Source organism: Streptomyces sp. DG1A-41 (genome assembly GCF_037055355.1).
Lineage (GTDB): Bacteria > Actinomycetota > Actinomycetes > Streptomycetales > Streptomycetaceae > Streptomyces.
This window is the reverse complement of record NZ_CP146350.1, coordinates 6885364-6899683: the sequence shown is the minus strand read 5'-3', so window position 1 is coordinate 6899683 and position 14320 is coordinate 6885364. Positions and strand designations below refer to the sequence as shown.

Here is a 14320-nt window from a genome sequence, read left to right as displayed (position 1 = left end):
CGCGCGCACCGGCCCAGGGCCTACTCGGCCCCCTCCGCCACCACGTCCCGCGCCAACTGGATGAAGGAGCTCAGCGCCGGATGGCGATTGTTGGAAGCCCAGACCAGGTACACCGGCACCGCGGGCGCGTCCCGCAGGGGGAGGTAGCTGATCTCGGCATGCGGGTGTATCCAGGCGGTGGAGGCCGGGGTCACGCCGATCCCGACACCGGCGGCGATGTAGCTCTGCCAGTCGTCGATCGTGTCCACCTCCACCGCCACCACGGGTTGCTCGCCCTCCTCCCACAGGCCGAGGTTGGTGGTTCCGGAGAAGGAGTTGATCACCAGCGGGTAGTCGGCCAGGTCTCGCAGCAGCACCTCATCCAGCTCGATCAGCGGGCAGCCCGAGGGGACCGCGACGACCCGGGACTCCATGACGAGCAGCTCCTCGTGCAGATTGCGCCGCCCGGTGTGCGTGCGCATGATCGCCACGTCCGACTGGCCGGTGGTGAGCCCGCCCGCGGGGTCGTCGACCCGCTTCAGGCGTACCAGGACCTCCTGGTACGCCTCCTTCCACCGGCGCAGTATCTCGCTGGTATACACACCGATCGCCGACCAGGCGTGCCCCACCCGCAGGGCCCGCACCCGGTGCAGGTCCGAGTGCAGGGCGTCGTCGAAGGCGGTGACGGCGGCATCCGCCTTGGCGCAGAACATCTTTCCCGCCACGGTGAGCTGCACCCCCTCCGCGGAGCGTTCCAACAGACTCTGTTTCACGTGGCGTTCCAACTCCGCGAGTCTGCGGGACGCCGCGGACTGGGCCTCGTGCAGACGGGTCGCGGCTTTCGAGATGCTACCTTCGTCGACCGCCATGAGGAACGTCCTCAAGTGGTGGATTCCCACAGCCATGACGCTGCTTTCCTTTCGCAGAGCTATAGGGGGAGTGCATGCGACGCGGCCCGGAGGCGTACCCGGTCAGAAGCGTGCGCGGGTTCCCGGACATCGGAAGAAGCGCCCCTCGGCGCCCGTCGTCCGCCGGTCCGCCCGCGGCGCCCGTGTCATCGCCGGTCCGACGCGGCCGGCTCATCTCGCCCTCTCTCCACCGCGGCACCGGTTCCACGCCGCCCGCTCCACAGGCCGGCCCGTAGGCGGGCCAATTCCCGTTATGGGTGGGGAGATCCCGGGGCCGGTTCCCGGCAGGGGCCGGCCATGGCTTTCGGGTCGTCATCGCTTCCAGGAGGACGGCACACTTGCAACACCCCGCATAGGCATAGAGGGAACGACGAACATCGACATGCAATAGACCCTGGAGCCGACGAATCAGGCACTGCCCGTGCCCACGGCGGCTTCGGTGCTCAGTGTGGCCGGTGAGCGTTTACATGTTCAACAGCGTCTCGATGAAGGACTGATATGCACCTGTCACCTGACACGTTAGTTGCGTGAAACGTCGGGCCGAAGCGTTTCAGTGCAGGTGGGGCACTGATTGCGGCCACCGGAAACAAGGGATGCTCGGGCGATGTGGACTGTTCCGGGTGGCGGAAATAGGATGTGCGCCGTCTCGATGGCGGAAAGTCGGCGCATCCTTTTCCGGACACCGGTCGTGCGCCCTCCGCCGCCTCCGCTCCGTACGTGAACGGGCGGTCCCGCGGAAGTTGGAGACTGGACGAATCGCCGCCCGGTGAAGGTATAGCGGCAGTCAAGGTGTGCCAGGAACTGTGTGTCCGCACGCCCATCCGCGGAAGTCCCGGAAACGGTGCGGCGGCCGACGCATCTTTTCGCGCTTCACCAAGCGTCGACGTGTGGCGGGGGAATTCTCTCCGGGTGTTCACTGGGGCCCGCCGAATCCGCCTGGCGCCTCAACGCGGCGCCCGCGCCACCTTCTTGGCGATCTTCTCGGCGTCCAGGGCCATTTCGCGGAGCATCCCGCTGGTCGGGTTGGTGAAGCCGGTGAAGTAGACCCCCCGGGGCCCCCTCCGCGACCGGCCGCCGTGGACGACCGGCCGGCCCCGCCGGCCCCGCCCGTCCAGGACGTCCAGGACGTCCAAGTGGCCGACCAGCGGCTCCAGGGCACGTCGTAGCCGGTGGCGGCGATGACGGCGTCCGGGGTGAGGCGGGTGCCGTCGGCCAGCACCACCGCGTCCCGGTCGAACGAGGCGACCGCCGCCACCGGGTAACCGTGCCCGCCCGCACCGCGTCGATCAACCCCACGTCCTGGACCGGGATCGTGCCCTGCCGGACCCGGGAGTTGTCCGCAGCAGATCGCGCCGGTCACCAACTGCTTCTTCGACCTCGTCGACCTCAACGCAGACGGCATGATCGGCCAGGCCGAGTTCCAGCAGCTGTTCGACTCGGTCGCCGGTGTGCCCGGCGAGGACTGCGCCACGGTCTTCGCCGCTCTGGTCAGGGACGGCTCCGGTGGGCTGGACCGCGCCGAATTCCACCAGGCCCTCACCCAGTTCTTCTACGGCAACGACCCGGATGCTCCTGCCAACCACATCTTCGGCAGGGTCACCGCCTGACAGCCCGGGATCCGGCCGCCCACACCACTGCTGTGTGGGCGGTCGGCGTCGAGGCCCCAGGCCAGGCAGTCCCTGGCGCGTCCCGTCGGTCGGCGGCCGACTCGTCGTTCTCGTCAAGCTCCGGCGCGTCGGGGTCGCGCAGCGGCCGCAGGGCACCGGCGGCCGGGGGCGAGGCGGTGAAGCTGCAGCGGCCGAGCACGTTCAGGCTGCGGTGCTTGAGCGGGGACAGCCGGGCGGTGGCGATGTCCTCCTCGCGGAGCTCGTGGCCCTCCGCCGTACCGGACCAGCGCCGCCATGCGGTTCGGTGGGAACTGAGACAGCTTAGGCCGGCCGAGCCGATACGCGCTGATCTCGTCCACGCGCTCCAGCGCGCGGGCGGCTGACGTCCAGCATCGGCCAGCGGTGGGCGTCGAACGAGCGCCAGGACGTCTCCTCAGTCGCGCTCACAAGATCGAGGGCAGCCTCACCGGCAAGGCAATGCGAGCTATCAGGTCAACCCTGCGACGCGCATGGTGGGCCACGAGAGGCACGGAACCTGCTGCCGGCGCCGCGCGCCCCTGACCCCCGCGCCCGCCGGACCCGGCGGGCGGACCTCCGCGTCCGCCGCTGCCGCTGGGAAGCCCGGCCTGCGCGTCCGCTCAGCCACTTCTGTCGGCATACGGCCACCGCAGCCGCGCCGGCACACCGGCGGGCCGACCTTCGCTCGTCCTGGACGTCCGACCTGCAGTGACGGCTCGTCAGAACGAGCGTCGAACAAGCGTCGAAACCGCGGAGAGCCACCCGTAGCGACGGCATCGCAACTCCCCCACCATCCCGGCAACGACCCGGCGTAACGCCAGGTCAGACGACGTCCGCGAGGGATACGACACGCTTGACGTCATGCTGCGTGGGAAACATGTCGAGCACATCCGGCCATCCCTGAGAAACCGGGAAACTACAGGTCAAATCCCCTTTGCAGCGGGCTACAAAATCGCCACGCACTCCACGTGCGACGTCATCGGAAAGATGTCGCACGAAGCCCCGTTCCAGACGGCTGTACGGCGGCCTGGAGCGTCAAACGAGCGTCACAGAGCGGAGTCTCGTCCCAGCCGAGTCGAGTGGGGCCACAGCGCCCTGACCTCCATCAGAAGGTGCCGACGGCGGCTGGCCAGACGGTCTCCCGCCGCTGCCCCGGCTCGGAACGACACCCGGCGCTGGAGCGCTTGACACCAAACCGGCACATCGCACCGGCGACGTACCGCGCGGACGCTGGTGAGCGTCCCCAATCCTCTCCTGCGGGATCGGTGTGTTGGGGTGATCGACGAAATGCGCCTGGATGCCGTCGTAGGTGGCCGTGCGGCCCGGGTCTGTCAGGCGGCGCAGGACGGCGCGGGCGCCGGGCATCACGACAGCGATCATGTCGAAGAGCAACCGCTCCGTCCAGCCCTCCCCAAGGTCTTCCCCTCCAAGATCCTTCGGGCCCGGTCGAGGTCCAGGGCGGGGTGCCTCCGGCCAGGCGCTCACCAGCGCGCAACGGGAGCACCAGATCACCCCTGGACGTGCTTGAGCGGGACCATTTGGTTGCGGGCCCTGGCTGCCTACGGTGAGCTGCCAGGTCACTGACCTGCACCGCTTCAGGGAGCGCCTGGCGGATCGCCTCGCCGTAGGAGCCGGAGCCGTCGCGGCAGACGTATGCGGCCTCACGTAGCCACGCGGCCAGGGTCTGGGCGGTGCGCTCGGGCAGGACGTCGATCCGCTCGCCGGTCTCGGCGTCGATGATCGCGGTGGCGTAGCGGTGCCGACGCTTGAGGGCGATGTCATCGATGCCGAGCACGCGCGGGACGCGCAGCGGCGGTGCCGCCCTTCGCATGAGCATGCGCAGTTCGGTCGAGCGGGAGATCACGCGGGAGAGACGGGCGCCCGCCCGGCCCGCTAACTCCTTGACCACGGAGCCGAGTTGGTCTGCCAGGCAATTGGTGCGACGCTGGTAGCACTCCACGACGCCGGGAACCTGCTCACGGAACGTCTGCCGCGGGCAGCCGAGCACCGGACAGACCAGGCGCCGGGCCCGCACCGACGCCACGACCCGCCGTCCGTCCACCGGCACGTCCGCGACCACCCGCCCGTGGAAACCATGCACCCGCCCCGTCGGCTGACCGCGCACCGGGCACGGCACCGGATCGTCCCGGGTCCGAGCCGACACCCGGATGGCCTCGCCCTCGTCCGTCACGTCCTCGATGACGAGGACCGACAGTCCCGAAAACACCACATCCACAAGCTCATTGACATCGCGCACACCACGCCACGATGGCCGTCACCCTTCGTTGCCACCGATTCCGGGACAGAGCTTGATCTTCCTGCGGTCGGTGAGCCGTGTCACGTAGTTCGTCGTGCCGTATTTGCCCGGCAGTCCTTGATGAGCTTGGCGACCTCCGGCCATGGCCCGTTCAGGCTGTAGCTGATCACCGGCACAGCCTGCACGTTCACGCAGCCGACCTGTCGGGGAGCGCCGGGCAGTGCGTTGTCACAGCGGAGGACCACGGTAGAAAGATTCGTCAGCTCTGACGGCGCCGCCCACTGCGGGTTGGTGGACGTCCAGGGAGGCGACGCTGCGGCCGGTTCCCCGCTGCTTGGCGGCAGCGGTGTTGACGGTGGTGTCCATGAAAAACTGGCCGTAGGGCTCGGCACTCTTGGACGTAGTCTGTGCCGGGAAGCTCTTCTTCGCCACCTTGCACTTGCCGACGCAGGAAGCACTCCCAGATGCCTTGGTGCCCGGGTATCACGGCCGATCCGGCCTCTATCCGGTGATGGCCACCGGGGCGTCCCAGGCGTTGCGGTCGACGGTGATGGTGTGGCCGCCGCGGGTCTCCTTGCTGTTGACCATGTACTGGTGGGCACGGCTGTGGTCGGTGTAGAGCTTGGAATTCCAGGGCCAGTCGGCGGTGGTGGTGTTCTTGTTGTTCCACAGCGCGTACCAGAGGTTGCCGGGGAGGTCGGTCCGGTCGGTGGCCGTGGCGATGGCCTTGGCGCTGGAGCTGCTGAAGCCGTAGAGCCCGGCACGGTATGTCTTGGCTCGCAGGGTCTTGGTGAAGGAGCGCACGTACGTCAGGGTGGCGTCGTTGCACGCTTTGTTCGTGATGTCGTACGACTCCATGTTGAGGTAGATGGGGCTGCCGGGCTTCATGCCGAGTGCGGATGCCTTGGCGACGGCGTCCTCGGCGTTGCTCTTGCCGAGGGCGGCTGCTGTGGTGGCGGTGAACCTCTCCGGGTTTCTGCTGGTCTGGCAGGGCGGCTGGGCGCCGACGTAGAGCGGGATGAGCTTCCACCCGGCGGTGCTGACCGACTTCACCCAGGACGCGGTGAGGTTGGGCTGGGCGCAGCCGCGGTTCTTGCCGCCGATGTAGACCGCGGCTGCGCCGTAGAAGCCGGTCTTCCACGCCCTCATCGCGGCGAGGGAGGGCGCCGTGCAGGTGTCAAAGGCCCGGCCCGTGTACGTCTTCTGCGCCGGCCAGCTCGAGGCGGCCATGGAGGCCTGCGCCGCGATCCCGGCACCGGCGACCACGACGACGCCTGTCGTGGACCACGCGATGTAACGGCCTCTCCTGGACAGCCTGTGCTTGGTCATTCCCCACCCCATTCGGATCACGGCCCCGGCCGTATCTGTGCACCGGCGGAAGGCTTGCGAACGCGGCGACACACCGTGGGGTGTGGCTGCGGCGCTCGGCGCGTTCTGTGGCGGCGCGGTTGAGCTCCGGCAGTCGGAGCGCTCCGCACTTTATCCAAGCCGCCGCTGGTCGGTGGTGGAGGGTGTCAAGGATGGGCTCCAGGGTCTCCCAACGGATGTCGGCGGCCTTCGAGACCGTGGTCACGACCGGTTGTCATGCCGACGGCTCCGCAACGTCGCTGCGGAGGGGCGGTCAATAGCTCCAAGGCGGTGTGAACCGTCATGGGTTCAGTCTCTTCCGCTGTGAGAGACCGGGACCCATGGCGCCTTACTGCCGAAGCGTCTGCGGAATACCTTGCCGGACGTCGCGTACGCCACTTCCACCGCGTCACGGTCGACGTTGTTGCGAGCGGGGTGCTTGGGGACCTTCCGGTACCCGCAGGCACGCATGAGGTCGATCGCCGCTTTCCAACTGTCCGCGGCCACCACCACCTCGTCGACGGCATCGCAGGCGTTGCTCGCATCGGCCAAGACCGCGTAGGCGACCACCATGTCCGTGACCGTGACCTTGGCGCTCATTCCGCTCATATCCATTCCAGTCCGTGATGCGGGGCCGCTCGAGCGCTGATGACGCTCACTGACTTGGATCGGGGCGGCCAGGAGTTCCTGGCCGCCCCGACGTTCATCGTCCGCTTCTTACGTCAACACCATCGTCTCTCAACGTTGTCGACGTCTGCCGCGACTCAGGCGCGATGCTCCTCATCCGATGCTTCGGACAGTGTCTTCGGGATCTGCTCGATCACCCAATCCTGACCGCCGTCAGCAAGGCCGTGGCGCGTGTAGCTGTGGAAGGGAGCGTCGTGGGCGAGAAGCTCATGCATCGCCTGAGCTGCACTGTTCAGTTCCACGGCGCAGTCACCGGCACCGAGAGCGTCCAGCCCTTGGGCTACGTGCGCAAACCACGCCTCCTGGTCCGTCACGACGAAGTCCCAGCGGCCCGTGATGCTGATGCGCTCGGCATCTCCGGGTACTGATCCGTCACCGAACTCGTTCTCTTCCGTGTCCTCGACCTGTTCCTCGCCATCGAACAGGTCGGAGAAAGGACTCCCCCAACCCGATGATTCGAAGGTTGCGTCGGAGTAGCGCGCTGCGGCGGCACGTACCCGCTCAATGACGTCGACAGCCCGTTGAGGTGCGACTTCCTCTCCGGACATCACCTCGGCATGTTCGGTCAAGGCAGCCACGAGCTCATTCAGCGCGGCAGGGATACTCATGTGCTCGACACCGTTTCCGTTGCTTCCGTTGTTTCCGATTCTCCGGCCGATTTCTGACCGTGTCGTCCCGTCACCAGTTGTAGTGGCGGGTGTGAGAGATCTGCCCGCGCCTGTTGAAGTAGTCCACGTGGACGTGGTTGCCAGAGGAGCAGACTCCACGGTATCTGCAGCGGCCGCCCATTCGGGCATCGCGCCGGGCAGCTGCTATCGCCTGTGCCTTCGACTTGAACTTCGTCGGCGTGCGCAGATCCTTCCAGCCTCGCTTCTTGGGGATCCGGCGGGCACAATTGTGGACAAGCGCGGACTGTCCGTCAGCCACCACGTAGTAGGTGTGGGTGCCGGCGACGGTCAGGTTGAAGACGGTCCGGACTGCCTGCGTGCGGTCGGTGGCCGTGACCTTCGGCTCGCTCCTGCTGGGGTTCGACAAGACCGAGCCGGGGGTCAGCTGGATCGCGTCGACCCATCCGCGCCCCTGGACGAAGAACGGGTGGTTGGCGGTCGCGGTGATCCTCTTTGACTTGCCGTCGCCGTCGGCGTCCACGGACAGGGTGACGAGATCCTTGGTGCCGTGACCGGTGATCACGTCGGAGACCGGGGAGATCGTGGTCTCACCGGTGATTTCGTTGACCGCCTGGACCAGATCGCCGATCTGAACCTGGCTGATCGGTTTGGTGCTGCCGTCGGCCATGACGACCGGCGTCTCGGGCAGGAAGGAGTTCCGGCGGCAGCTGCGGGCGATGGTGCGTGCGGCTCGCAGGGCGCGGTAGCCGCGGTAGGCGCGGTAGCCCCAGGCGGCGGCACCGAGGCCGGGGATGAAGCCCGCCGCGGTGAGCGCGATGTCCCACTTGTTGCGCCAGGCCCAGCGTTTGGCCCTCTTGAAGATCTTCTTCCAGCCCCATTTGCCGTCGAGGTCGAAGCAGTTGACCGGGTCGGCCGAGCAGTACTCGTAGGCGTTGGCGTTGCCGCCGTGCTGGGGGTCGACCGACAGGAAGCGGCCGGTGGCGGGGTTGTACTGGCGTACGCCCATGAGGGTGTAGCCGGCCACTGTCTCGCTGGAGCGCTGCTTTCCGCCCAGCCAGCCGTAGCGCACGGCCTGCTGCCTGTCGCGCGGGTTGCCGTACTCGTCGGTGTCGAGGACAACAGGCGCCTCGCCCGCGTTGAGCGGGAGCTGGAGCGCCACGTCGCCATGGATGTCGGTGAACTGGAGCACCGTGTCACCGGTGGCGCTGGTGACCGCGCCGAGGGCCCCGGACAGGGAGTCCACGTTGCGGGTCAGGACACCAGTGGCGGTGTTCTCGACGACCCAGCGCGGATTGTCGTTGTCGCCGTCGTAGTGGTTGAGCTTGTTCTCGGTCGGTGACCAGGTTCCGCCGCTGTTGGTCTCCACGGTCCACGCGCGGAAGCGCAGTGCGGCGTCGAGGGTCCAGGTCTGGCGCTTGGTGCCGCTGGTCTGCTGGTGGGCGAGATCGTTGGTGTAGTAGCCGACTTTCACGCCGCCCGGCAGGGCGGTGGTGCGGCCGAACGCGTCATAAGCGTAGCCGCCGTCGGTGATGCGGTCGGCGCTGTCGAAGGTCGAGGTCTTGCTGGTTCCTCCGGTCGTCGGGCAGTCCATACCGGGCGCCGAGGCGGCCGTGGTCAGGGACGTGCGGTTGGTGTGCTTGTCGAAGCCGTAGGTGCGCCGGGTGCAGACCGTCTCCACCGTGTCGTCGACCTGGGCGAGGCGGCCGGCGGCGTCGTAGCGGTAGGTCTGGTCCGACCAGCCGGCGTGGCTGGTCGTCTGGCCCTGCACGGACTCGGTGACCGCGTCGGACATCACCACGGTGCCGTCACTGTCACGGGTGTAGGTGCGGTCGACCGGAGCGCCGGTGGTGTCCTCGGTCTGGGTGAGGGTGTAGCCGCCGGGCAGCTTCTCCGTTGCGACCGAGCCGTCCGCGTCGTACGTCGCCTGGAAGACACCCGCGACGGAGTCCGTCGCCCTGGTGGCCAGGCCGCGCGGCTCGGCGGTGTGGTCGTAGGTGAAGGTGACGGTGGACGGGGCGGTGTCGTTGACCTTGACCGGGCGGTCCAGCGCATCGTATTCGGTCGTGGTCTTGCCGCCGTCGGCGTCCGTGTACGAGGCGACTCGGCCGAGCTTGTCGTAGACCTGCGTGATGGTGCCGCCGGTCGGCGATGTCGTGCGGATCTCCTGCCCGGTGGCCGGGTCGTACTCGGTGGTGGTCTCCGGGACGGCTTGGCCGGTGCCGCCGGTGACCTTCACGGTCTCGGGGCGACCCGCCGCGTCGTAGCTGGTGGTCGTGGTCCGCGTGACGCCGTTGGCGGTGTCGGTGCCGACCGTGGCGTTGCCCCACCAGTCGTACTGGGTGCTCGTCGTGGGGAGTTGCGCCGGGTTGCTGCCGCCGCCGGTGATGGCGCCACCGGGTCCGGTGGAGCACACCAGGTCGGCCCACTCCGGACGGCCGGCGCACGTGCCGGTGCCGGTCGCGGACCAGTACGTGGTCACTACGGTGCCCGCGTCGGCGCCTGTGCTGCCCGTGTTGTACGTCTTGGCCACACGGCCCAGCGCGTCGTACTCGGTCGTGGTGGTGATCGCGAGGCCGCCCGGGTCCTGGACCGACTTCACCGGCAGGCCCTTGGCCCAGTCGTACGCGGTCTGCACGACCCTGGTCTCGCCGTGCACACCGGGGTGCTCACGGACCTGGGCGCCGGTGGTGACCTTGGTGATCTGGTCCTTCACCTTGGCGGTGCCGTCGGTCGGCCGGCCCGCGTCGTACTCGTTGACCGTCCAGCTCCGGGCAGTGACGGGCGAGTCGGCCGCCACCAGGGTGGTCGTGCCGGACTTCAGGTCCGCGGTCAGGTCGACGCGCCGCAGCGGGCCGAACTCCTCCAGCTCACGCGTGCCGTTGTCGTTGTAGACGGACTTGGTGGTGAGCAGGTCGGCGCGCTCGGACGAGGCCAGGGAGGCGATGCCCAGCTCGGCCTGCATCGCGCGGTCCGCGGCGGTCGTGCCGAGCGCCACGGCCCGGTTGGCCGCCGTCAGCTCGCGGACGGTGTTGCCGAAGCGGTCGTACTCGGTGGTCGTCATGTGTCCGCCGGGCGTCGCGGCGTTCACCGCGCGGCCCGACACACCCATGTACGTGACGTCGGCGCGCTTGTAGGACGTGGCGGTCAGGCCGCTGCCCGCGTTCGACGCCGGGACGCCGTCGGCGGGGAACACGGCGGTCGCGTCGGTCGGGGCGTCCGACTGGCCCCATGCCTTGACGTCGGCAGTGCCCATCTTGTAGGGGGCGGTGCTGCCGGTCAGCGGCACGTCATAGACGACGCTAGTCGCGGCCGTCCCTTCGACCGCGTCGAGGGTGCCCTGCCGCAGCGCCGGCCGCGACGCCTTCAGAAGCATGCCGTCACCGGCCGCGCTGCTGGAGCCGGCCTTGCCGTAGGTGAAGGTCCACGGAAGCTGACCCGGCGGGGTGACCTGGGTGACGCGGCCCGCGGTGTCGTAGGCGTACTGCGTCTTCAGCGCGGGGCTGATCAGCGGGTTCCACGTCTCGGTCAGCCGGCCGGCGTCGTCGTACCGGTAGGTCTGCACGACCTTGGACGTCGCCGATGCCGCGCCGGGGTCGGTCGACCAGAGACGGATCTCCTTGACCTGGTCGGTGAAGTCGCCGAGCGAGGAGGCGTTCGCGGTGGTGGTGCTCGCGTACACGAACTCCAGTGCGCGGCAGCCCTTGGTGGCCGGGGTGGCCGTGCAGGTCGCGGCGGATACGGCCGACGTCGGCGCGATGACTCGCTTGGGCCGGGCCAGCGTCTTGCCGGCGACGTTCACCGTCTCGGAGACCACGGTCGTGGAGGTCTGCGCCAGGCCGTCCATCAGCGCGCTGGAGACCTGCCAGGTCGTCGCGGCCGGATCCGGCTTGGTGAACTCGGTGACGGTGCCCTCGGTGTCGGAGAGTGTGAAGGTGCTGCTCACACTGCCCTTGAGCGTCAGCTCCTCCGAGCCGGGCTCCGGTATCCAGCCGGTCTTCGCGGCGTTCGCGGTGAAGGAGATCTCCTCGCCCTCGATGTCCACCACGGCCACGGCCGTGTCGGAGATTCTCCGCAGGTGCGAGTAGTCGGAGTCGGTGGCGTCGGCGGCTGTGCCCGACACCCACTCCTTGCCGAAGATGGCCACCTGGCCGGTCTGTTGTTCCCCGGCGTCCGGCCTCCGGGAGGACGCGGTGCGGGTCACCGACAGGTCGAAGTGCGAGGTGTCAGTGGCGGACAGGCTGTAGTCACCGGTCAGCAGGTTCAGCGAACCGGGGCCGATCTCGTCGGTCGCGGCCCCGGAGGCGTTGCGGTCGACAACCACGGACAGCGGCTGCGTACTGCCCGAGGCGTTGTCGGGCCCGGTGAAGTCGGCCTTGATCTGGGCGGTACCGTCCGGGTCGACCGTGGTGGTCGCGTCCCACACCAGCTGATCGTTCCTGCCAGCCGTGAGAGCCACCGGCCAGGCGGTCAGCGGCGTGCCGGACGAAGTGACGTCACCCGCGGGGATCCGCTCCCACGCATCGGCCTCGGAGCGGCGCCAGGAGAACGACACCTTGTCGTACTTCGAACCGTCGGCCTCCGCGACGAGCGGCAGGCGTCGGGCGGTGCGCTCGCCCTCGTCGGGCCGGACGAAGCCGCCCGGACCGGCGTGGAACGTGTAGTCGACGGCCTCGGACTTGTTGTCGCCCTTGTCGACCTGGCGGACCTGAAGGGTGTGGGTTCCGTCCTTGGGCGGGGTGATGCTGAGGGCCCTGGCGGCGGTGGAGCCACCGGTGGCGACCTTGGTCCAGGTCATGCCGTCCAGCGACCACTCCAGCCAGTTGTGGTCGGTGCCCTTGGGGGTGACGGTGAACGTGCCGGCTTGTCCGGCGCCCTTCACCCACTGGGGCGTCGGGTAGTCCGTGGACGTGATGGAGGTGGGGGCGGAGGGGGCGGTGGTGTCGACGGTGAAGGTCTTCCAGGCCGACCAGCCGTTGTTGTAGTGGGACCCGTCGTAGGGCGAGGTGCGGAATTTGTAGGTCTTGCCGTTGGTCAGCACGCCGGAGGGCACGGTCACCGAGGCGACTTGCCCGGAGGGCACGTACTTGGAGACGATGACGTCGCCGACCTGGGTGTTGGTGGCGTTGTCGAAGATCTGGAAGGTGCCGTTGACCTTGTCACCGTCGGCGTCGACGAAGGTGTCCCGCAGGGTGGGTGTGGTGGTGTTCACCACGTAGGCGCCGCTGTAGGAGAAGTAAGGCGGGCCAGCCTCCTGCTTGGTGCCCGTGCGCGGCCGGTAGTTGTAGTTCACCACCAGCTTGGGCGGGTTAGAGGCCGCGTTTGCGGAGTTGACCCGCTTCCACTGGGCGGTCGCCGACTCGTCGGAGGCGCGGATGCCCATGTGGCCGCGGGTGGCCTTGGCCGACGCCCACTCCTGCATCAGCGTGGTGACGTCGGCGTGGATCCAGCCGTCCGACTGTGTGCTGCAGCCCGGGTTGCCGCGGGTCTCGGTGGAGGTGGCCTTCTTCGCCGTCATCGTCGGACGGTTGGTCCAGCGGCTGGAGGTGGACGCCGCTCCGGAGGACCACACCTCCCAGGGGTAGGGCTTGCAGTCGGTGTTGCCCGAGTGAAAGTTCCACAGACTCAGCTTGGCACTGGACACCAGTGCGTCCTGGACCGGCGAGGTGTTCCAGGAGATGAACGACTGCGCGGTGCGCGGCGTGCCGTCGGCGTTCTTCGTGCCCGGGTTGCCGAAGTCCAGTTCGGTGTCGTTGGACCAGTCGACGGTCTCGCCCTGCTGGACGTAGGTGTCGAAGACGTTGGACAGCGAGGACGTCGACGGGTCGACAGTGACCGGGTACTTGGTGTCCGGATCGGCGAGGAACTTCGCGTCCGGGGTGATGACCAGATCGATGGAGGAACGCTTCTTCACTACCTTCAGGCCGACCTTGGCCTTGCGGGTATGTTCTCCGGACCGCTCGTCGACAGTGGCGTCCCACATCACCGGAGCGGGCATCACGGCCCGCTTCTTGTTCTTCTTGTCCGTGAACTGGACGCTGCCGTCCGGCAGGTGTTTCACCTTCAGGCCCTTGGCCTTCAGCGGCAGCGTGTAGGAGTAGTTCCCCTGCTCAGGGCGCTCCTTGACCTCGACGAACTGCTCGAAGCCGGTGCGTGTGGCCTCGACCACTACGTCCGCTCCCGGCACCGCGTTGACGTACTGCGCCCGCGTCCCGTCGAGCTTGGGCTGGGGCAGTCCGCCCTTCCACTGCAAGGTGATCCGCTGATCACCCTCTCCCAGGCTCACCAGGTCGGTGGCCTTGGCTTCGCGTGCGGCCGTCAGAGACGTGGCGGGCTTGCCCGTCCTGCCGGTCAGCCGCAGTCCACGGGGGTGCGCCTTGGGTTCGACCGACCCTCCGTCTTCCCGGACCAGGGCGAGGTCGACGTCGCGCCAGTCGTCCGTGTCCTCGTCCCTGAACCGGGTGGGCCCGGCGGTGAGTTCGGTAGTGAGGGAACCGTCCTTGTTCACCCACGTCGTGGAGGACTCCGTACGCTCCGACAGCGCCTCCACCCGCTTGCCGGACAGGCGGGCGGCCACTCGAGCGGATGGGATGTCCACTGCCTGTGTGGCCGCCGCCTTCTTCGGAGCCTTGGTGCTCTGGGGCACCGGGGCGGCTGCGGCATACGCGCCGTCCAGCAGCGTGACGGCCAAGGCCAAGGACAGACCCCCCGCTATCCAGCGAGTGCTTCCCCCGGACCGAGGATGTCTGCGTCTGTGAGACGCAGGATCGTGAATCATCCAGATTCTCCGGTCATTTCACATGTGACGATGCATCACGAACGTGATGCCGGTGTGAAGGTACCTTGCGCAAAAAGAAGCTAATTGCCGTCAAGTGATGGCAAAGTGGAGCG

General features: G+C 68.2%; 6 protein-coding genes and 2 pseudogenes. 1 reads left to right on the top strand and 7 read right to left on the bottom strand.

Annotated elements, in window-relative coordinates; translation table 11 throughout:
- Positions 1–20: 20 nt before the first annotated feature.
- Both V8690_RS32215 and V8690_RS32210 read right to left on the bottom strand, forming a co-directional pair.
- On the bottom strand, positions 21–884 hold the full coding sequence (locus V8690_RS32215) for a LysR family transcriptional regulator (protein ID WP_338783600.1): 864 nt from the start codon (positions 882–884) through the stop codon (positions 21–23).
- A gap of 947 nt (positions 885–1831) precedes the next feature.
- Positions 1832–2219: pseudogene (locus V8690_RS32210) on the bottom strand (NAD(P)/FAD-dependent oxidoreductase); the annotation flags it as partial.
- Between the two features lie 68 nt (positions 2220–2287).
- On the opposite strand from V8690_RS32210, the gene V8690_RS32205 reads away from it, so the two are divergent.
- Positions 2288–2494: a hypothetical protein gene (locus tag V8690_RS32205; protein ID WP_338783599.1), complete on the top strand. Its 207-nt coding sequence runs from the start codon at positions 2288–2290 to the stop codon at positions 2492–2494.
- 1594 nt (positions 2495–4088) lie between these two features.
- Here V8690_RS32205 and V8690_RS32200 read toward each other — a convergent pair.
- The 5 genes and pseudogenes from V8690_RS32200 to V8690_RS32180 form a co-directional block, all read right to left on the bottom strand.
- A pseudogene (locus V8690_RS32200) lies at positions 4089–4739 on the bottom strand (transposase); the annotation flags it as partial.
- A 531-nt stretch (positions 4740–5270) separates the two neighbouring features.
- A complete protein-coding gene (locus tag V8690_RS32195) occupies positions 5271–6098 on the bottom strand; it encodes a glycoside hydrolase domain-containing protein (RefSeq protein WP_338783598.1) in 828 nt (275 codons plus the stop codon).
- Positions 6099–6425: 327 nt separating this feature from the next.
- The gene (locus V8690_RS32190) at positions 6426–6716 is read right to left on the bottom strand and encodes a hypothetical protein (RefSeq protein WP_338783597.1); all 291 of its coding nucleotides are present in this window, start codon (positions 6714–6716) and stop codon (positions 6426–6428) included.
- Between the two features lie 164 nt (positions 6717–6880).
- Positions 6881–7411, bottom strand: coding sequence for a hypothetical protein (locus V8690_RS32185; RefSeq protein ID WP_338783596.1), 531 nt, complete (start codon positions 7409–7411; stop codon positions 6881–6883).
- Positions 7412–7481: 70 nt separating this feature from the next.
- Positions 7482–14120 (bottom strand): DNRLRE domain-containing protein, encoded by a 6639-nt coding sequence (locus tag V8690_RS32180; RefSeq protein WP_338785528.1) that lies wholly within the window; start codon positions 14118–14120, stop codon positions 7482–7484.
- Between the last annotated feature and the right edge of the window lie 200 nt (positions 14121–14320).